This is a genomic window from Paenibacillus sp. 1SOY10 (assembly GCF_056836745.1).
Genome location: NZ_JBXENK010000002.1, coordinates 157159 through 178551, shown reverse-complemented (window position 1 = coordinate 178551; position 21393 = coordinate 157159). Strand labels below are relative to the sequence as shown.

The 21393-nt window shown below is 51.5% G+C and carries 15 protein-coding genes; 2 read left to right on the top strand and 13 right to left on the bottom strand.

The window, feature by feature from the left end:
- Window positions 1-5 precede the first annotated feature (5 nt).
- The 3 genes from AC1VOR_RS06690 to AC1VOR_RS06680 form a co-directional block, all read right to left on the bottom strand.
- Entirely contained in the window at window positions 6-893 is an 888-nt protein-coding gene (locus tag AC1VOR_RS06690) for a carbohydrate ABC transporter permease (RefSeq protein WP_482616691.1), read from the bottom strand.
- 26 nt (window positions 894-919) lie between these two features.
- Window positions 920-2200: an ABC transporter substrate-binding protein gene (locus tag AC1VOR_RS06685; protein ID WP_482616690.1), complete on the bottom strand. Its 1281-nt coding sequence runs from the start codon at window positions 2198-2200 to the stop codon at window positions 920-922.
- 199 nt (window positions 2201-2399) lie between these two features.
- Window positions 2400-3584 carry a GntR family transcriptional regulator gene (locus AC1VOR_RS06680; protein ID WP_482616686.1) on the bottom strand — a complete coding sequence of 395 codons (1185 nt, stop codon included), beginning with the start codon at window positions 3582-3584 and terminating at the stop codon, window positions 2400-2402.
- A gap of 173 nt (window positions 3585-3757) precedes the next feature.
- Here AC1VOR_RS06680 and AC1VOR_RS06675 point away from each other — a divergent pair, with 173 nt between their 5' ends.
- Entirely contained in the window at window positions 3758-4606 is an 849-nt protein-coding gene (locus AC1VOR_RS06675) for a M15 family metallopeptidase (RefSeq protein ID WP_482616684.1), read from the top strand.
- A 12-nt stretch (window positions 4607-4618) separates the two neighbouring features.
- Here AC1VOR_RS06675 and AC1VOR_RS06670 read toward each other — a convergent pair whose 3' ends face one another.
- The 7 genes from AC1VOR_RS06670 to AC1VOR_RS06640 form a co-directional block, all read right to left on the bottom strand.
- A complete protein-coding gene (locus AC1VOR_RS06670; RefSeq protein ID WP_482616681.1) occupies window positions 4619-5575 on the bottom strand; it encodes a 3'-5' exoribonuclease YhaM family protein in 957 nt (318 codons plus the stop codon).
- Between the two features lie 158 nt (window positions 5576-5733).
- Window positions 5734-7920: an FMN-binding protein gene (locus tag AC1VOR_RS06665; protein WP_482616678.1), complete on the bottom strand. Its 2187-nt coding sequence runs from the start codon at window positions 7918-7920 to the stop codon at window positions 5734-5736.
- Window positions 7921-8311: 391 nt separating this feature from the next.
- Window positions 8312-11032 carry a WIAG-tail domain gene (locus AC1VOR_RS06660; RefSeq protein WP_482616676.1) on the bottom strand — a complete coding sequence of 907 codons (2721 nt, stop codon included), beginning with the start codon at window positions 11030-11032 and terminating at the stop codon, window positions 8312-8314.
- Window positions 11033-11100: 68 nt separating this feature from the next.
- Entirely contained in the window at window positions 11101-13077 is a 1977-nt protein-coding gene (locus tag AC1VOR_RS06655) for a glycoside hydrolase family 127 protein (protein WP_482617651.1), read from the bottom strand.
- Window positions 13078-13285: 208 nt separating this feature from the next.
- Window positions 13286-13729: a disulfide oxidoreductase gene (locus AC1VOR_RS06650; protein WP_482616674.1), complete on the bottom strand. Its 444-nt coding sequence runs from the start codon at window positions 13727-13729 to the stop codon at window positions 13286-13288.
- A gap of 28 nt (window positions 13730-13757) precedes the next feature.
- Window positions 13758-14468, bottom strand: coding sequence for a DsbA family protein (locus tag AC1VOR_RS06645; protein ID WP_482616672.1), 711 nt, complete (start codon window positions 14466-14468; stop codon window positions 13758-13760).
- A 185-nt stretch (window positions 14469-14653) separates the two neighbouring features.
- Window positions 14654-15286 (bottom strand): 50S ribosomal protein L25, encoded by a 633-nt coding sequence (locus AC1VOR_RS06640; protein WP_482616670.1) that lies wholly within the window; start codon window positions 15284-15286, stop codon window positions 14654-14656.
- A gap of 254 nt (window positions 15287-15540) precedes the next feature.
- Between AC1VOR_RS06640 and ppk1 the strand changes: the two genes are divergently transcribed.
- The gene (gene ppk1 / locus AC1VOR_RS06635) at window positions 15541-17652 is read left to right on the top strand and encodes a polyphosphate kinase 1 (protein WP_482616668.1); all 2112 of its coding nucleotides are present in this window, start codon (window positions 15541-15543) and stop codon (window positions 17650-17652) included.
- Here the strand turns inward: ppk1 and AC1VOR_RS06630 are convergent.
- The 3 genes from AC1VOR_RS06630 to AC1VOR_RS06620 all read right to left on the bottom strand — a co-directional run bounded on the left by AC1VOR_RS06630 (window position 17612) and on the right by AC1VOR_RS06620 (window position 21293).
- Entirely contained in the window at window positions 17612-19150 is a 1539-nt protein-coding gene (locus AC1VOR_RS06630) for a Ppx/GppA phosphatase family protein (RefSeq protein WP_482616667.1), read from the bottom strand. The genes ppk1 and AC1VOR_RS06630 overlap by 41 nt on opposite strands.
- Before the next feature lie 162 nt (window positions 19151-19312).
- On the bottom strand, window positions 19313-21025 hold the full coding sequence (gene ptsP / locus AC1VOR_RS06625; RefSeq protein WP_482616665.1) for a phosphoenolpyruvate--protein phosphotransferase: 1713 nt from the start codon (window positions 21023-21025) through the stop codon (window positions 19313-19315).
- Complete coding sequence (locus AC1VOR_RS06620) at window positions 21018-21293, bottom strand: HPr family phosphocarrier protein (protein ID WP_018753147.1); 276 nt, start codon at window positions 21291-21293, stop codon at window positions 21018-21020. Before AC1VOR_RS06620 ends, ptsP begins: the two co-directional genes overlap by 8 nt.
- Window positions 21294-21393: the final 100 nt, after the last annotated feature.

Below are 21393 nucleotides of genomic sequence, written 5' to 3'. Positions count from 1 at the left end.
TTCCCTCATACGATCGGCTCCTCTGCCTTGGTGATCTTCATGCTGATCAGTGAGAAAATAAGAATTGCCATCGCCAGCACAAAGGCTTGCGCTGAGGCATACCCCATCTGCAATTGATTGAAGCCCTGCTGATAAATGAGATACACTGGCGTCTTGGTCACGTTGGCTGGGCCGCCCTGCGTCAAGACAAACGCCTGATCGAACAACTGCAGCGCGCCAATAATCGCCAGGACGCTGACAAGGAAGGTCGTTGGCCGCAGTTGTGGCCAAGTGATATAGCGGAAGCAGGCGAACCGTGAGGCCCCGTCCAGACGGGCTGATTCGTAGAGATAATCAGGCACCCCCTGCAAGCCTGCCAAATAAATAATCATATTGGAACCCACTGATTGCCATAAAGTCATCAGAATTATTGAGATCATAGCGGTCTCCGTCTGCGATACCCAGGCGGGACCAGCGATACCGACATAAGACAGCATTCCGTTAATTAACCCGTATTCGGGATGCAGCATCCAGATCCATACCGTCGCTGCAGCAACGGCAGAGGTTAATGTCGGCAGGTAATAGAAGGTTCGAAATAGCTTCACCCCGCCCTTACGCTTGTTCAGCAGTATAGCCAGCAGCAATGAAATCAAAATATTAAAAGGAACGAACACCACCGCATAAAACAACACGTTGATGAAAGTCTGCCACAACAGCGTATCGCCGATTAAACGGCGGTAATTCTCCAGGCCTACCCAATCGTTTGTACTCAGCACGTCGTAGTTGGTGAAGCTCAAGTAAAGCGCCATCACGACGGGGATGACCATGAATACGGCAAACAGCAGCATAGTAGGTGTAATAAACAGATAGCCCATTCTGGCTTGATGCCGCTCCAGCTTATTAATGGATGCCATTTTCCCTTCCCCCTTTGGCGATCCTTCTACTTAACGACCGCATTGTCCGCAAGCAACTTATCCCCTTGCTCCTGGGCCTTCTTCAATGTCTCCTCGATCCCTTGCTTATTTTGCTGCAATAGCTCCAGGTTGGGAATCAGCGCATTCTCCTCCATCACGGAATACCCCGGATGCGTTGGGCGCGTCTTGGCGAATTCCAGTGTTTCCGTGAACGGCTTCCAGAGTGGATCGGCTACGAAGAAGTCATCCTCAAGCGCCGGCTTGTAACCTGGCATATTCAGACTCGTTTTAGCCCACAACATGGCGTTATCTTTATTGGCTGTCCACCATTTGATAAACTCCCAGGCTTCCTCCGGATGCTTGGAGCCTTGGGGAATAACCAGACCAAATCCGCCCATAACGCTGCCTTGGTCTCCATTAGGACCGCTTGGCGGTGGCACGATACCGTATTCCAGGTCCTTTCCATATTTATTGTAGGTGCTCATCATCCAAGGTCCGGTGTACAGCATGGCAACCTTGCCGGTAACAAATGCATCATTGCCCTCGCCCAGGCCTTCCTCAAATCCAACTTTATACACCTTATTGTCGTTCAGCAGACGTTGCCAAAATTCCAGGACCTGCTTGCCCTGCTCGCTGTTGAAGCCCGTCTTCCCGTCTTCACCAAGCATTTGCCCGCCGGCTTGCTGCAAATACATGCTAAACAGACCAGGATCGGCCATGGAGAAGCCGGCGACCTCCAGTTTGTTGCCGTTCCACTTGGTCAAGGCGGTGGCAGCCTTCTCCAGTTCATCCCAGTTGGTGGGCGCCTCTAAGCCCGCTTCCGCAAACATTTTCTTATTGTAGAACAACGCCCGTGCGTCTACCGTTAACGGCAATCCATATAACTGCTCGTTGTATGTCAACTCCTTGAGCGATTCCTCATAGAAATCTCCTGCATTAATTCCGTCCCGGGTCATGTACTCATCAATGGGACGTAGCACATTCTTTGGAGCGTACAATGAAGTTCTCCAGCGATCCCAGAACAGAACGTCTGGCGACCCGCCGCTTGTCGCAGCCGTCAGGAATTTCGTAATCATATCCTGTTGAAGCACGTATTTAACCTCGATTTTATCTTGTGACTGGTTGAAGGCATCTACCATCGTCTCAAACTGCTTCTGTCCTTCTCCGCCCCAATCGCCCCAAAACGTCAGTTGAACCTTGCCATCCTTGCCCTCGCTGCGTTTGCTTCCCTCATTACTACCTCCGCATCCAGCCAACAGAGCGCCTAGCATAACAATCACCAATGTAACCATAAGTCCTTTTCTCATGCCCAAACCCTCCCTTTTCGTTTCAAGCATCATGGTTTTTGAAGCGCTTTCAATAGATAAAGTATATTAGCATAATATCATTATGTCAACGACTCATAAATAATTCTCCTGATATATAAAAAAACTCCCTGATCGCTGCTATGAAAGCGATCAGGGAGTTGCTTATTGCCTTGCTATGAGAAATATTCTTTAGGCTTATTCACCCTTGCGAACTACGAGCAGGTCCCGTAGATTGGCCCGGAATCAGTTCAGCAGACAGCTTAACTTTGCTGGCTACCGGGCGTTGCTCCATAATTTCCATTACATTGTCGATCGCCAGCTTGCCCATGCTCTCTTCACCTTGGCGCATATGGGTGAAGACATAACCCTCCCCCATTCTGAACTGCGGGTTATCGAAGCATATGATCGAGATATCTTCAGGGATGCTGAGGCCCAGCCGTTTGACCGCGGCCTTGGCAAGCAAGGCGATATAGTATTCAATCGCAAAGAACGCAGTGATTGACGGGTTAGCCTGCAAATGTTTCATTATCTTCTCAATGTCACGCTCGATATTCTCGTCGCTGAATGAATTGGGCAAGGTGGAGGTCAGATTGCATACCCATAGACTGCGGTCTACCGCCACCCCTCTTGCAGCATGAGCCTGTACGAATCCCTCAATCCGGTCCTCCACGGCCGAGGTATCGACCGGGGGAGGAGATAAGAGCGAGATATGGGCATGACCCAAATCGAACAAATACTCCGCTGCCATCGAAGCTGCCGCAGCATTGTCGGTGCTGACGGAAGCTGCTGCGACCCCCTTCAGCTCACGGTCAATCAACACCAGCGGGAATTGCTTGATCACCAGCTTCAGAATTTCCGCATTGAAATATTCTCCTTGAGCGGGGAACACAATCAGACCGTCCACACCAAGCTCCAACAACTTGCGGATGGTCTCTTCCTCATTCTCCTGAACCCCGAACGTCCGCCGCAATACTACGTAACAATCCCGTTCACGTGCCGCGTCCTCAATCCCGTAGATGAGCCGGGTACCATAACTGCCCGCGAAGTCCGTCAGAACGACACCGATCAACTTACCGGTACGCTCTTTGCCGGAGGCAAATCTTCTTCGTTCAGACTCTGGACCTCCCACTCCCGCGGCCTCGAATCCCTCCGATTCGGGGTCTGCCACAAAGGAGCCCCGCCCCGGCTTCCGTACGATAAACCGCTCGGCTGCGAGCAGTTCCATTGCCTTCTTACTCGTAATCCGGCTTACATGGTATTCTTCCGCCAGCTCTTTTTCCGAGGGAATCCGATCCCCCGGCTTATAGCCATGGTCTATAATCTTCTTCTTTACATCATCGAATATTTTTTCGTACATCGGCTTTGACGAGGCTGTTTCGTTCATACCCATCCTCCTACACATCCTCCTACACATCCTTACAGACTTACAAGAAATTGATATATAGAATAATATATCATGATATATATCCAATGTCGAATGATGTTTAAGTAGTATGTTATAATCAAGGCACCGCAACGAAGGTATTAGTCTACTTTTGCATATGAGAGGAGCATGCTATGTTGTCCCGCAAATCCCCACATACCACCGATACGGCTGCCCGTATCCCAACTTCGCCCTTACTTACTCAGAATGTATACATTCGACTAGGAGTCGGCTTGCTTTGTACCGCAGTCTTCATGATGCTCCTGACCTGGAGCACGGCAAGCGAACCTAGCCAAGCTGCAGCAATGCCAACTAAACTGGCCTCGGAGAGTGCTCCGGATAACGAAATACCTGTGAAGCAGAACCGTTTGCCAGAAGGCAAGGGCTTTGTCTACCTCGACGAGATTCTCCCGGATGCGCTCTACGACATCCGCTATTACAGCGACGAGAATTTTATCGGCAAGCGCATTGATGGTTATAACGCGCCCTTCGCCATTATGACTTTGAGATCTGCACGAGCTTTGAAGAAGGTAAGCGACGAGGTTGATAAGCAGGGATACCGATTGAAGATCATTGATGCCTACCGCCCGCAAAAAGCAGTAAATCATTTTCTAGCCTGGTCCAAGCAGCCGGGAGACACTGAGATGAAGGAGATATTTTACCCGGATATCGACAAGAAGAATTTGTTCAAGCTCGGATACTTGTCCTCCAAATCGGGACATTCCCGCGGCAGCACCGTCGATTTGACCCTGGTCTACAAGCGAACCGGCGAAGAAGTCGACATGGGCAGCCGGGTAGACTTTCTCGGTGCGATCTCAGCCCATGGTGCGAAGCACCTGACCAAGGAGCAGCGGACGCACCGTTATATCCTGAAGACCGCGATGGTCAAGCATGGCTTCAAGCCATACAGTAAGGAATGGTGGCATTATACGTATAAAGACGAGCCTCACAAGAATACCTACTTTGATTTTGATGTCGAGTAGTCCTATATTCCCCTACCATTTCAAACGGTAAATGCCCTTGTTCTCCAGGCCGCGAATGTACGGTGTCCATTCCTCCGACTCCGGCGTGGTGGACAAGGCATCCTCCGCCATTTGCAATTTGGCATCCAGTGCATCGATATGATGCAAGGCTACTGCTTCGGCAATCTGAGGTTGCACCGGACTGCCCCATTCCCCTAAATTATGATGCGACAACACCAGGTGCTGTAATCCGACCACCTTGGGCGAATCAAGCGCAATGCCAAGACGAATTGCCGCTTCGGTGATCCACTGGGAAGCCATGGAGATATGTCCAAGCAGCTTGCCTTGCGTACTATATTCGGACACGATACCAAGTTCGGCCACCAATTCCTCGGTTTTGGCGATATCATGCAAGATAATGCCTGCCTTTAACAAATCACGATTCAGGAAAGGGCGCTGTCCGCACAGGAACTCGCCAATCTCCAGCATCCGTACGGTATGATAAGCCAATCCGGCAAAATAGGCATGATGATGCGTTTTCGCTGCCGGATACACGGCCAGCTTCTCCTCCACCTTGCCTACACAGAACTGAACAAGCGAGCGAATCTCATCATCCTTGATTTCGGCAATGATTCCTTGAATGGTCTGAACCAGCGTTTCCGGGGTAATCGGTGCTGAACGAATGAAGTCTGTTAACTTCACCTCGTCCTCTGGCTTGACCGGGCGAATCTGCATCACCTTAACTTGCAGCTTCTCGCGATAGGTTTGCACAAGTCCCCGAACCTTGACCAGTCCCATAGGAAAGAATGTTTCTTTATCTGTAGATGAAGCGTCCCAGAACTTGGCCGGAAGCTCCCCGGTGGCGTCACACAGGACCATATCGAGATAATCCTTCGGCGGATTAGCATTTGTCTGCTTCACTTCCAGCGTTTTCAGCAAATAGTAGCCTACGAATTCGTCCTGGGTTTTTAATTGATTAATTTGCGTCAACGATAATTCCTCCCGATGTATAATATCCCTATTATACATCGGGACTGTGAAAAGCTCAGCCCAAAAACATCTATTTTTTCTATGACAAGAAGCCCCGGCAGGTGCCAAGGGCTTCTTGTTGTTAAGCTTTGAGCGAGTTGATTGGCAAATGCTGTTGCCTATCTTCCTGCATTCTCAAGCGCGTTTTTGACAGCGTCTACTACTTTGGCAGAAAGCTCCTTAACGCCATCCGTATCCCCGAAGGCTGCCGGACGATATCCGTATTTATGCAACGGACCTTCCGTAGTCGGAGTTTCAATTTCGTCCTTGACTGTCTTCTCGTCTTCCGTCAATTGCTCTACAGGCTTCACCTTGCTGTTCTCGTCAAGATAGAAAACCTCCATCTTGAATGGCACGTTATTCTGCACCGTAACCATGACGTAAACGGAACGCTCTTGATCCACCCCGGCAAAAATACCATTGATATATGCCGCCTTGTACGGTTCGCTAATTTCAGCTTTCTTATACGCATGATCCACAGCAGCCTTCAACGCGTTGCTGCTGCTTGTTGCACCAGCGACCGCATCCACCGTGGCAGCCCGTTCTCTCGTACCCGCAAATAACAGATCACGAGTCAAAATCGGAATGCCTCTTACCACATCGGCATAAGCCGATTCTCCACGATCAATCATGTTGACGCCAACCCGGTACAACTTCAACCCTACGATAATTCCGTTGCGCAATGTAACATCAGCGCGATTCGTGCCTTTATCATAAGCATCTCCGTAAGCGACGAACTCGCCATCCTTGTAATTCCCCTGTACCTTTGAGGCATTATTTAACAGATCGGCAAAGGCGGCTCTGGCCGACATGGACAGATTCTCTTCGCCTACGATAGGTGTCATATTCGCTCCCTTGGCGCTAAGACCCTTCTCCAGTTCCAGCACTAATACTTGTTGCTCATCCGTCAGCTTATCATTAGCAATCAGCTTACCATCAGCGCCGAACAAATGAACTTTGACCTTGGTAACCAGGTCTTCCTGAATGTCAGCTAATACCAGCACTTTGGACAAATTATCTACTCCGGCAAAGGTACCCTCGAAATAGCGAGCTTTGCCAGGAACCTTCAAGGCTTTCTCAAATGCCCGCTCCACGGCCACGTTCCAGCTATGGCAGCTCTCTGTTGCACCAGCTACCGCATCCACATCATTTTTGAACTCAGCTACATACGAGCCCTTCTCCAGCAGTTTGGCGACCATGGGTGCATTGGATTTAACGACATCTGCATACGCCGTGTCGCCACGATCCAGCAGGTTAGCCCCCAGTCTGTACAGCTTCACGTCAACGAGCTTGCCGTTACGGATATAAATATCAGCTCGCTCTACACCCTTGTCACGTGCCGTACCGTAAGCGGAGTAGAAACCATCGATATATTTCGAATCGTTATTCACCTTTGCGTTCTGTTCCGCATCCCAATAAGCATTCGCCGCAGCCTTGAATTCGGCCTCCTGGCCCTTAACTGCAACCGCATCGCCTCCGTTCACCAGCAAGGCCGAAGCGAGGGATTTAACAAGTGCCGCTTGTTCTTCAGTCCACTTGGCTTCGTCTACGGCACTGCCGCTGGCATCCAGTGGGTATACTTTGATGACCGTACGCTTCGTAGCATCGAAGCTGGCGAATACCATATATTTGCCTTCAGGATCTACGCCCATATGCTCACCGGCAAAGTAAGTTACCCCTTGCGGCTTCTCCTTCAGGGCTCTCTGGAAGGCGCGGTCGATGGATAGCTTCCAGCCTTCGGCAGAACGGGTAGCTCCTGCCACAACGTCCACCTTGGCAGCTTGCTCTTGCGTCTTGCCTAGCAGATTCTTCTTCATGATTTCATAAGCCTGCCACAGGCCGCTGTAGTTGCTCCGCGCATCCCGGTCGATTAGCTTGGGACTGGTTCTGAGCAACTCCAGCGCGCTAATCTTGCCATCCTTAATTGTAACCTTGGCTCCTTCGGTACCCTTGGAATAGGCATCTCCATAGGTAACGTACACGCCATCGGCATAACGGCTTTCAGCGGGTTTAACAACCGGAGCCTGTGTTTTGACAGGTGTGGTTGTTTTCGCAGGTGTAGGAGTAGTTTTGCTTGGAGTCTTGGTCGTTGGTGTTTTGGTTGTGGTTTTACTTGGCGTGGTGGCTTTAGTAGGAGTCTTCGTTGTTGGTTTGGCTGGTGTCTCCTTGGCTGGCGTTTCAGCAGCTTCCGAAGCCGCAGATACGGCGTCGATGCCCGTCAATTGAAATCCGGACACCCCTACCGTCAGCGACAAAGCTGATAGGACCAATGTCGCGCTAATGGTAAGACATATTAACTTTTTCAAATACAATCCTCTCCCTTATGAAATTCATCGGACGTTGCCCTTGCTTATGTATGTTCATGATGTTTACCCCAACTTTTTATCTGCCCTTTGCCCGACAATGGCGATCCATTCTCCGGGCAGTCGCGCCCCTCCCCGACTATGCAGGTATTGTTCATACCACTCACTTGCATTAACGTGAAATCATTCACATAACAAGATAAAAAAATAATTTGCAAGCGGTTTCCACTATAGTAGGTAATTCGTCGCAGAATTGCTGTACGTAAAATCACAGGCACTGAAATATATGTCACCCTCATGTAAGAAGCACCTTTCTCAACACAAAAAAAGGCCGCAACAGGGCGACCTTTTCTTGTGTTACAGCCATTAATACTTGCCTATAGAGCTTAAATGATCAGATATTTCCAATGGCAACCCAGGTGACACAACCGTAATTAACTGAACTGTCCTTGAGTCTCGAGACCGTCAATACCGCCGAATCTGTAGCTTGCTCTTTGAGTGTCGCATAATAAGCGGAATGATTCGTCATCGCTACAATGACGATCTCGGATGAAGCAAACGGAATCTCAAAGGTAATGGCAATTTCCGTCTCCGCTTCATGCTGTTGCAGCAAGAATGCCGCCATGCCAAACTGCTGCTGGGCGACTACGCCACTTGCCGATTGCACAGGAGCAAAGCTCAGGTGCTCAGGGCCAAGAGCCCCGGATTGCACATGGCGGCTGCCCACCGATTCTGCGCCAAGCTGTTCTGCGCCGATGGCTCCTATGGCCAGATGCTCCTGCTGTACCGCCTCTGATTGTAAGTGAAGGGAACCCACCGCCGCTTGATCCAGCGCCTCAGCATCCACAACCCCAAGCCGCAAGTGCGCGCGACCAATTGAAGCCGGCTGAATATCCTTGCCGTTGATGCCATCCTCCGGCAGCAAGCCCTGTTGCAACAACTCAGGAGCCAAATGCTCCAAATCAATAGCTTCGGCCACAAGGTGATAGCCATTGACCGAGCCGGCTGACAAATGTTGCCCGGCTACGCTATCCTCAGCCAGATGGGAGGAACGCACAGCCCCTTCGCCTAATTTGTCTGCCGTAACTACTCCCCGCTGCAAAGCCCGCTCCGTCACTGAATCAGCCGCCAAATGCCCCTCTTCCACCGCTAGTGCACCCAATTGCTCCGATGTGACTGATCCTGGGCCAAGATGCGACTTATGGATGGCCCCCGCAGCCAATGCTGCTTCGCCAACAGCTCCCGGAGCCAGATGTCTGGACTCTACCGCCTGAAGCCCCAGCTTCCCGGAGGTTATACTACCTTCAGATAACTTGGAGGAAGTTACGGACAAATCGCCCAGTTTGTCTGTGGTCACACTCTCAGGAGACAACTTGAGGCTTGTGACCGCTTGGTCTTGAAGATGCTGTGAGAAGACAGACCCCTCGCCCAGATGTTCCTCTCGAACTGCCCCCTCTTGCAGCAGTCTTCCATCCACACACCCCGGAGCAAGATGGATCCCGTGAACTGCTCCCAGCGCCAGATGACCCGAAGTAATTTGCCGGCCTCCAATCGCCGCTTCCGTGATCGCGCCAAATCCGATGGACCGCATCGTAACACTGCCCGTTCCCAGCTTCTCCGCCGTTACGCTGCCAGCTTGCAAATGATGGGTGCCGACTGCTCCCGAGGCGAGATGTTCTCCCGATACCTCGGCACCTCCCAGCTTCTCACCGGTTACCGCACCATCCGCCAAATGCCATTCCTGCACTGTCAATGGGGCCAGTTGTCCGGCCTGCACCGAGGCGGGAGCCAGATGAGTGTCCGTGACTGCGCCCGGGGCTAGATGTCCAGACTGCACAACGCCTGGAGCGAGATGACGGGCCAGTACGGCCTCATTGGATATTTTCCCCGGGAGAATACTTTGGTCGGCAATTTTGGAGGAAGTAATGGACTGCTCGACAATATGCGAGGTTCCGACGCACTGGTCGCTAAGCTTTGTGAAGAGGATCGACTTGTCGGCAACATGCCGGCCTTTGATTTCTCCATCTCCAATATGAGCTTGCCCGATGCTTCCCGTCTGCACATGCCCGCTGGTTATGGCCCCTGGCCTGATATGACGGGATTCAATAATCCCTTCCCCCACATGATCTCCCGTAATGCTCCCTTCCTGCAACTGGTCAGTCCCTACACTTGACCAGGCCAGATGCTCCTGGCCAATTTGCCCTGGAGCCAGATGTCTTGGAGAGACAGCATGATCCGCCAAATGGCGGCTTTCCACGGCTCCTTCCGCCAGCTTGCCTGAAGTTACAGAAGTGTCACGCAACTTGGACGTCGTGACGGATTGGTCACCCAGCTTGGAAGTATCCACCGCCCCATTAGCCAACTGGGATGCCTGAATTGCGCCGCTACGAATTTTCTCTCCGGTGATGGCTTGATCCTGCACCAGATCCGACGTAATCATCCATTCACCGAGATGACGACTTTGAATGGTTCCTTCCGCCAGCTTCTCGCCCGTGATGGCCCGATCCGCCAACTTCTCCGGTGTGATACTGCCATCCGCCAATTTCTCCCCGCGGATAGATTGGTCACGGATAGCCCGCCCCTCGATGGACCCCTCCGCCAGATGATTGCCGTTCACCGACGAAGGAGCGAGCTTCTGGGAGGTTACGGCCTGGTCGGCCAACTTGGCGTTCTCCACCGCATAGTCCGCAATCCAGGCAGTACCAATGGAGCCACGCATAATCCGGGACGCATCAATGGTAAATGGAGCAATTTTCTCTCCCGTTACAGCTGCATCGATGAGATCGTCCGTATAGATAATACCCGCTTCCTGATGAGGTGCTTCCTTCTCCAGCAACTGCTCATGCAATAGTTGTTGTTGATTCCGGTCCAAGGCATCCTCCTTCCCTGGCAGACCGGTTGCCAAGCTGGGCTGGTCTTTCCTGGGGGGTGCCGGTGACAACGTTGAAGTCTGGTGAATATGAAGCTCCTTCGTTTTGGCTTGCGCCAATCCTTTCCGTTCTTCCAACATCTTTAATTCGTTAATCTCGGGATTATCCACATAGTAGAGCGATTTTTTCGCTCTTCCGGATTTCACAGGCTTGATCTTTTTCAGAGCCGCCCTCTCCTTTGTCAAAAGATGATCATCTCCGGTATCATATGCGGATAATTAGGCACTTGTCACAGCCTCACCCGAGAAGGCAATCAACGTTCTCGCAGCCACACCGTCATCTCTCCCTCGCCGCGGTTCGCCCAGGCATAATACGGGATAAATTTGAGCGCGACCTGCTCCTCGGATGGATGGGCAGCGGAACTGTACAAGCCACCTTGCCAGCCCTGCTCCGACAGTCTGATTCCCTCTGCCTCGACCGTAACCACTCCACCAAGCAATTCCTTGGCCCAGGTATCACGCAAAGCGGCAGACCTTGGCAAGATGATCTCATGCAAATGAGGCCCTTGGTCCGCTTCTTCTAGGCAGTAGACCAGCGGCCCACGTTGCAATGCCACCTTCCCGGCATTGGCTCTTACGAGCGGATGGCTGTACATCCGGGTAACAGGCATTTGCAAAGTCAATTCCACCTTATCTCCGGCCTGCCAGTCCCGCTGCAGCCAATAGTACCCATTCCGAACCAGAGCTGCATCCAGCGGCTGAACCTCTCCATTCACCGCTATCTTCGCCTCAGGACACCAATCCGGAATTCGAAGAGCTAACGTGAAGCGCTCTACTCCTGCTGGCTCCACCGCAAATTGTACAGTCCCCTCCCAAGGATAGTTTGTCGTTTGCGTCACCTTAACAGTTCCAGCCCCTACCTTAAGCTCCGCTTCCCCGCCGATGTATAAATGGGTGTAGAGGATATCCCCTTGAACTGAATAGATATACTCACCCAGAGAGGCCAGCAATCGAGCTACATTGGGCGGACAGCAGGCGCAACCGAACCAGCCCTGACGTACCGGTTTGACATGATCTACGCTATGATTGCCCCCTCCGCAAGCCTTGGGATCTACCTCAAGCGGATTGACGTAGAAGAAATGCTTCCCATCCCTGGCCATTCCACCAACTACTGTGTTATACAGTGCGCGTTCCAGCACATCGGCATATCTCGATTCGGGAGCAATGCGCAGCATCCGATGGGCAAAAAAGATCAGGCCAATGGAGGCACAAGTCTCCGCGTATACGGTATCATTCGGCAAATTGTAGTCAAACGAGAAGGCTTCGCCCTGAGGCATGGAGCCTACTCCGCCGGTAATATACATCTGCTTCCCGGTCACGTTATCCCAGAGCTTGCGGCAAGCGGCCAGCATGGTTTCGTCCCCAGTCATTCCCGCTACATCCGCCATCCCTGCCAGCATATACATGAGCCGTACGGCGTGTCCGGTGGCCGTCTCTTGCTCCCTGACGGGGAGATGAGCCTGATGATATTCCAGGTCCACTCGTTCTCCCACCGTGCCGGGCCAGAACGTCTTGCCCCCTCGTTGCTTGAACTCCTCCTGGAAGAACGACGGCTGCTGCCCGCGCTGATCCAGAAAATACTGACTGAGCTGCAAATAGCGCTTTTCTCCAGTCACCTCATAAAGCTTCACCAATGCAAGCTCAATCTCCTGATGCCCATCATAGCCAGCCAGCTTGCCGGGCTCGTTGCCAAATACTTGGTCAATATAATCCGCGAACTTACTCACCACTTGAAGTAGCTTGTTTTTCCCCGTAGCCCGGTAGTACGCAACCCCTGCCTCAATCATATGTCCAGCGCAATAAAGCTCGTGACACTCCGTCAGATTGGTCCAGCGTTTATCCGGCTCCTTCAACTGAAAATACGTATTTAGATACCCATCCTCCCGCTGAGCTAGAGCAATAATATCGATCATTTCATCGGCAATTTGCTCCAACTGCGGATTTGTATCCGTTTCCAAAAGATAAGCCACCGCTTCCAGCCATTTAGCCACATCGCTATCCTGGAATACCATCCCATAGAATTCACCCTGCTCCAAGCCGGCGGCAATCCGAAAATTACGTACCGCACCACTAGGCTCGGCTGCTTCTACCCGATCGTTCAGCGCCTCCCACTGATAAGGCACCACTACATCCTTCACCAGACCAATATAATAACTCCAGAAATCATCCTGAATTCGTACTTGATGAAGTGCCACTCTTCCAGACCCTGATTTTGTATGATTAGCTTGCATCACGAGATATCCTCCTTTGGGGAATTAAGATACTAACCTCCTTCATTTTAGCTCATCTGATCCAAGCCGCCCATTCATCCCCTCAACCGAAAATTACAATATTTCACACTCCTTATCCTGGGAAAATATCCTGACGATTCTCCCTAATTGCTCGCAACACAAAAAACGCCCGTCACAGCCAAGGCCGCACGGACGTTACATGTTATTATTAGTCCTCCAACTCTTCCTCAGCGGGCTGCTGCCGGGCCGCCAGCAGGAACAAGACAATCAATATTGCGGCAATTAGCGCCATGAAGGGAATCGTGATAAAACCGAACCACCCGCTGCCGAGGTAATCCACGTTGCAGGGAACCCCTACCTTGCAGGGAAGCAGGCGGGATAAGGCAGGAATTTTTTGCTCAGCGTAATGATATACGGAAATTGCACCTCCGACGATGCTAAGCAGCAGAGAGTACGGAATGATATGACGATCCTGACGGTACGCTGCCACACCCAGCAGCAGAACCTGGGGATACATGAAAATGCGCTGGAACCAGCACAAGCGACAAGGCTCATAATGCAGCACCTCACTCAGGTACAGGCTGCCCGCCGTAGCCACCAGCGCCACCAGCCAGGCCATATAAATACCGTAATTCCTCAAAAAAGCCCGCATACCCTGTTATTCCTCCCGTCTATCCCCTCTATTTTTCCAATTCCAAATCAATGGTCTTCTTGAGCGCCTCGTAATCTCCCAAATGACCGACATATTCAATGCCGTTGATGAAGAAGGTCGGCGTGCTGTCCACCCTCAGACTGTTGCCTTGCGCCAGATGTGCTTCAACCTCGCTCTGATAAGTCGCTTCGGCGATGTCTTGCTGCAGCAGTTCGTAATCAATCGGCAATTCCAATTGCTTAGCCAGCTCTACCAGGAACTCCTGCGAGGCCCAACCGGCATTCTCCTCTCCCTGATGCTCATAAATCGCATCGAAATAAGGCCAGAAGGCTTCCTGATTCTGATGATACACGGCTTGTGCAGCGAGGGCTGCCGTGAACGAATCCGTCCCGATAAATGGCAGGTTCATGAAGTAGAAGGCCACCTTGCCTTCATCTATGTAGTCTTTAACCAGGTTCGGCTTAACCATTTCATTGACGCTCTTACAGGCCGGGCACTGATAGTCCCCGAATTCTACCACTTTAACTGGCGCGTCAGCTTGCCCTAACACGGGCAGATTGGCATAATCAAATTCCGCAGCCTTCGGTGCCGGCTGGAACGCCAATACGGCAATGATCAGGACAATCAGTAGTCCAACCGTCGTGAACCAGATCAAACGTCTCGTTTTCATCTTTTGCTGTTCTTTCAATTGCTCGGCTTTGCGCCGGGCCAAGGCATTGGTTTTGGTTTTTGGCGGCATGCGACCCCTTCTTTCCTATCATATAAATTCTATTAATCCTGCAACCATTCTAGTTACAAAAGCTGGATTCGTCAAGCCGGACAAAAAAGCAGGCTACCCCCTTGAAGTCGAGATACATGGGATAACCTGCCTTCCATTAGCCTGAAATGACTTGATGTTCCTGACAACAGTTCCGAAGACCAGGCTTAGCCCTCGTCCGTGTTCTTAGCCCCTGCATCCGGCTCACTATCCGCTGCACCCGCATCCTCCGCTGCCGTATCCAGCGTTTGTTGCAGAACGACCGCAAGTACCTCCTCCGGTTGAGCGTGCAGGATAATGCCTTTCGGCAATTCGACTTCGCTGGCTGTCAGCTTGTCACCGACATCAAGCGCAGTAATATCTATCTCCAGGCTTGCAGGCAATACGCCCGGCAGCCCCTCTACGTCCAACTCCGTTGCCTGAAATTGCAGAATTCCTCCAACCTTGGTGCCTTGCGCTGTACCCGTAAAGCTTAAAGGTACTTTTACGCGAATTGGCTTGTTCTTGGACACCTGCTGAAAATCGGCGTGAATAATTTCTCCTCTGCGTTGTTGAAGGTCCTTAATCAGCACCGGTAGAGTTTGTCCCCCTTCAACCTTCAGGTCGAAGAATTCCGATCTTCCCGTACGTGCTACCTTCACAAGCTGCTTGACATCCACATGAACCGCAAGGTTCTCGGACTCGCCTCCATAAACGACGGCCGGAACACGGCCATTTTGTCTCAACTCGCGCAGCGAAGAGCGATGGAATTCCGTTCTGGGCGTAACGTTTAGTTGGAACGTGTGATGGTTCGTACTCATCTTGCAACAACCTCCTCAGAATAGTTCCCTGTCTGGCGCGCATTGGCGCCCTACTCATATATTACCCATCTTTAGCAACAACCTACCAAGAAACTCTCAATTTCTCGAATAAACTTTACATAGAGTTATAATTTTTACATAGAGTTTACAAAAGTATGCAATTCGCTTCTTTCCGGCATAGTAAAATGAGGAGGAGGACAGCTAACTTGCCTGTTTCTCAGTCAGAATCGTCACTTAAAGCGGAGGTCATACAAATGGCGCTTACGGAAATTAAAAAACAAGGACCACGGTACTTGAACCGCGATCTCAGTTGGGTAGAGTTTAATCGGCGGGTGCTATTGGAAGCCAGAGATGCAAGCACCCCTTTGCTGGAAAGGGCCAAATTCCTGTCCATCGTCTCCAGCAACCTGGATGAATTCATGAGTGTGCGTGTCGCCGGCATACAGGATCAAATCCGGGCCGGATATGTGAAGAAGGACTTTACGGGTTATACCCCGGCCGGGCTGTACAAGCGTCTGATTAGTCGCATTTCGGCCATGGTTACAGAACAGTACCGTACCTTCCGGGATATATCCAGACAGCTTGTTCGGGAAAATATCATGTTCCTCAAATACGATGATTTGAATATGGCGCAGCGTAAATCCATGGAGACCTACTACCATGATATTGTCTTTCCGGTCCTCACTCCCATGGCCGTCGATCAAAGCCGCCCTTTTCCACTGGTACATACAGGATTTGTCTATTTAGCCGTTGTGCTCAAGCGAGAAAATGAGCCGCAAATCGATGAGGACGGGGAGGAGAGATCACCCTATTTCGCCATTGTGCAGATCCCGTCCAACTTGTCCAGAATTATTCCCTTACCGAATCATTCCAACAGTAAGAAACAAGCGTTCATCCTTATTGAAGAACTGATCCGTCACCATATCCAAACGTTGTTCAGCGGTTACGAACCGCTGGCCGTTCATGAATTCAGGCTTACGCGTAATGCGGACCTGGCCTTCGATGAAGAAGGAGCCGAAGATTTGCTGGAGGAGATTGAGAAGGAACTGCGGAAGCGGCGTTGGGGCTCACCCGTCAGGATGGAAATTCAGAAGGGTATTCACCCTTACGCCCTTGAATTGCTGGAGGAGGAATTTGAGGTCGGTGAAGCCATCTTTGAGATTGATGGGCCGCTGGATCTCGGCTATCTCGGCCGTCTCCCTGGTGCGGTAAAAGGGTATCCCAAGCTTCGTTATCCCCAAATCGACCCCGTATATCCGCGGGAATTCGGGCACAACACCGATTTCTTTGAAGTGTTGCAAGAACGCGATGTGCTAATGTATCACCCTTACGAGAGCTTTGACGCGGTTACCGATTTTATTGACCAGGCCGCAGAGGACCCGGCGGTGATGGCCATCAAGATGACGCTGTACCGGGTCAGTGGTAACTCTCCATTGATTCAGGCTCTGGCCAATGCCGCTGAATCCGGCAAGCAGGTGACCGTCGTCGTCGAACTGAAGGCCCGCTTTGACGAGGAACGTAATATTGCCTGGGCGCGTAAGTTGGAGAAGGCCGGCTGTCACGTAGTCTATGGCTTGGTCGGCTTGAAGACCCACGCGAAGATTCTGCTTGTCGTTCGGCAGGAAGGTCGCGACCTCAAGCGCTACATCCATGTGGGGACTGGTAACTATAACGATACCACCGCCCGCCTGTATACCGATATCGGCTTGTTTACGACAGACCCGCTTATCGGAGAGGATGCTTCCCAGTTGTTCAACCTGATCACGGGATACTCGGAAGCGGGGCACTGGAAGACATTGACCGTAGCTCCGACGAGCATGAAGGACAAGCTACTTGAGTTAATCCAGCGGGAAGCTGAACATGCCACTGCCGGAAGGCCAGCACGAATCATTGCCAAGATGAATTCTTTATCTAATCAGGAAATGATTGATCAGCTATATGAGGCCTCCTCGGCTGGCGTTAATATTGATCTGATTGTACGTGGTGTCTGCTGTCTTCGTCCGGGTGTTGAAGGACTGAGCGAGCAAATTACCGTACGTAGTATCGTGGACCGCTTCCTGGAGCATTCCCGTATCTATTACTTCGAGAACGGAGGGCAACCGGAGGTTTACATTTCGAGTGCTGACTGGATGACCCGTAACCTGACCCGCCGGATTGAACTGATGTGTCCCGTCACCAAGGAGGAGACCCGGGAGACCTTGGTGCAAATCCTGAACCTATCGCTTGCTGATAATGTCAAAGCAAAAAGGCTGGTATCCAGCGGAAAGTATGAACCGATCCGCAATACCCAGCCTGATTGCCGCAGCCAGTTCTCCGCCCACCAGATTAATTTATGGAAGACGGGTGAACCGACCAATCTAGTGTAATTCCCCAAGCTCGCTTGAAGCTTTTGGCCGCAGTCGTAAGCTGCCTGATTTCCAGGTAAGTTTGACTGCGGCTTAATAATTTCAGCCGCAAGGCATCCCCCTTTAGCGCTACCTCCCAAATTTGCAACGACTGTGTCTCGCTGGCATCCATGGCAAGAGCAACCTCCACCAAAGCACCCAGTCTTTCAACTAACTCATCGTCCTTTTCCTTAAGCAGACCCCGATATACGCCAAAGTTCACTTTCTTGCCGTGGTTAGCTGGATAATCCACAATCAAGCTGCATAATATAGCCTCCCGATGGGTTAAGGCCCCAAGGGGAGCTTGAGTCATCCAGTATAAGGTATGCTTATCGTATTGATGGTAACGAATATCCCCACCAATCTTATATAGGCGCGAAGCAGTCTGCAGGAGCCGACTGATTTGCGGCTCCTCCGCACCTGCCGCCAGCAGATGGTAAAGCTGCTCCGCATGGCGACTGACTTGGCGAAAGTGCTCCCGTGGGGCTTGCGTATGAAAGGTCAGCAAAGTCTCGGCCTGACGCTCCAGCACCTCAGCCGCAGCAGGCAATTCCAGCCCCAGCGTATGCTGAAGCAGCCCCTCACGCAGGCCTGCGCCGCTGACCTGACAGTAAATGGCCCCGACCCGGCGGAGAACCGTGTGCAGGATGATTGTCCCCGGCACAATAATATCCACACGCGATTTGGATAAGCCATCCAGGCGCCTACGCTTCTCTAGCGGAAGGTCGGGTAGCGTTTCGGCATAATACCGAAGACTGTCCGTCTCCAGCCGATAGTTATGGGCCAGGCGGAGTGGATACTTCCGCCGCCGCTGATCCAGCTTGCCCAGCGTACGAATAGTCCCTCCCAAGCCGATAAGCGGCAAGCCCGGATGCTCATCGATCCAGGATAAGCCGCTCAGCAAGCGCTCTACCTCACTCTGCAAGCGCCCGATCTGTTCAGCCGTCCAAGGCTCCGAAGCCGGTCCGAACCTGACCTGGGCATTGACGGCTCCGATCGGCAGCGATACGCTGCTTATCATGCGCCGCCCCTGGAACAGCACAATCTCCGTGCTCCCCCCACCGATATCAATAATAAAGCCGTCCTCGTCGGTCATCCCCCCTGCAACGGCCACGAAACCATAATAGGCTTCCTGCTCCCCGGAGAGAATCTCAATGTCCAGGCCTGTCTCAGCTTCCAGCAAGGTCTTGATTTCCTCGGCATTCGCCGCATTGCGGATCGCTGCCGTAGCCGCAACTCGGACCTGTTCGCACGAATAGGCTCGGCAAACCTCACGAAACTGGCGAAGAATGGGCACAATAGAGAGGATTTCAGCCTGCTCCATGGCTCCTTCCGAGTTCATCTTTTCACTTAAACGAGCCGATTCCTTCTTCTCATTAATTAGCCGATAAGCACCTTGCGGTGCGGTTTCATATATAGCCAGCCGAATCGAGTTGGAGCCGATATCGATAATGCCTATATTGGTATAGTTAGTCTGCATATAAAGTTACTCCTGTGATCCTAATAGAGTTAGTTCAAATAGTTGATTTTAATTCACTTTATCCCAAAAGCGACCAAAAATAAACCATATTGCAAAAAAAACCGGCGCACAACGGCGCCGGCCTATAGGAAACCCGCAAAACGGTTGGAAAAGCTAACCCTGTTATTCTTCGATGCTGCGAACCAATTCGACCACTTGCTCAGCGGTCTGCATTAGCAATGCTTTGGCTGCCAGTTCCTTCATTTCTGCTCTGGACAACCGGGAAATTTGCGAACGTGCTGGTAAAATGGAGGTTGCGCTCATGCTGAATTCATCGAGACCCAAGCCGAGCAGCAGCGGAATGGCTGTAGCATCGCCTGCCATTTCACCACACATGCCAGCCCACTTGCCTTCCTTGTGAGCAGCTTCAATCACCATGCTGACCAGACGCAGAATCGCCGGGTTGTATGGCTGATACAGATAGGAGACACGTTCATTCATGCGGTCTGCGGCCATCGTATATTGAATAAGATCATTGGTTCCAATACTGAAAAAGTCGACTTCCTTCGCAAACTGATCTGCCAGAACGGCAGTTGAAGGAATTTCTACCATGATGCCCAGTTGAATTTCTTCGGATACCTGAACGCCCTCGGCCTTCAATTTGTCCTTCTCTTCCAACAGCAGTGCCTTGGCCGCCCGGAATTCATCCAATGTAGCGATCATCGGGAACATAATCCGCAGCGATCCATACACACTGGCCCGCAACAACGCGCGAAGCTGAGTACGGAAGATATCCTTTTGCTCCAGGCACAGGCGAATGGCCCGGAAGCCCAGGAACGGATTCATCTCCTTCGGCAGGTTCAGATAAGGCAACTCCTTGTCGCCACCAATATCAAGCGTTCTGACGACTACAGGCTTACCTTCCATTTTCTCCAATACGGTCTTGTAGGCATTGAACTGGATGTCCTCCGAAGGCAGCTCTGTACGTCCCATGTAGAGGAACTCGGTCCGATATAGACCTACGCCCTCCCCGCCGTTCTCAAGCACGCCCGTCACATCGTTAGGAGTCCCGATATTAGCCGCAAGCTCCACGTGCACGCCATCCTTGGACTCTGTCTTGACCCCGCGAAGCTTCTTCCATTCTTCGATCTGACGAAGATGGTTGTCACGTTTGTCCGTGTATTCACGGATCACTTCTTCGCTAGGATTGACAATCACATGACCATCCAGACCATCCACAATAACAAGATCGCCGCTGTTCACTTGCTCCAGCACGTCCTTGGTTCCTACCACAGCCGGGATTTCCAGGGAACGAGCCATAATCGCGGAGTGCGAAGTGCGTCCACCGATATTCGTGGTGAAGCCTTTGACATAGTTACGGTTCAATTGCGCCGTATCCGATGGCGTCAAGTCCTCGGCAATCACGATGACTTCTTCACTGATATCGGCCGGATTGACATAGGTCAATCCGAGCAGGTGCGTTAGTACCCGCTTGGTGACGTCCCGCATATCTGCGGCGCGTTCTTTAAGATAAGCGCTCTTCATGTTCTCGAACATGGTGATGAATTCAGATGCCGTTTCATCCAGCGCAAATTCTGCACTAGCCTTAGCCGATTCAATTTTATCACGAACCGGAGTCAACAGTTCAGGATCGTTTAAGATCAGCAAATGAGACTCAAAAATCTCCGCTTTCTTCTCACCAAGCTCTTGAAGCGTGCGCTCTTTAATCGCCTCAAGCTCCTGCTGGGATTTTGCCAGTGCATCATCCAGCCGCGCAAGTTCTGCGGCCGGATCAGCAGCTTCCCGGCGAGTTACCGTGTAGTCGGGATGCTCCAGCTTAAATGCCTTGGCAATAGCCACGCCGGCGGAAGCGGCAATACCGGCAATATTAAGCATTCACTTCTCCCAACCCTTCGTTGACCATGACATCAGTGAGCGCTTGAAGTGCATCTGCAGCTTCTTCTCCTTCAACGATCAGTTTGAACGAATCTCCTTGTTCCAAGCCCAGGGACAATACGCCCAGAATAGATTTCAATGTTACTTTTTTGCCGTTAGCCTCTGCAAAGGATTCGGCTCCCTTAAATTTATTTGCTGTATTAACCAGTGCCGTAGCCGGGCGTGCGTGAATTCCATCCTCATCGGTAATTCTGAACGTTCTTTCCATATTCGATCCTCTCGCTTTCTGCTTATAATTTTAGGTAGATGTATATGATACGCTCCCTTTATTGTAAGGGATGGCGATAACCAAAGCCAAATGTGTAACG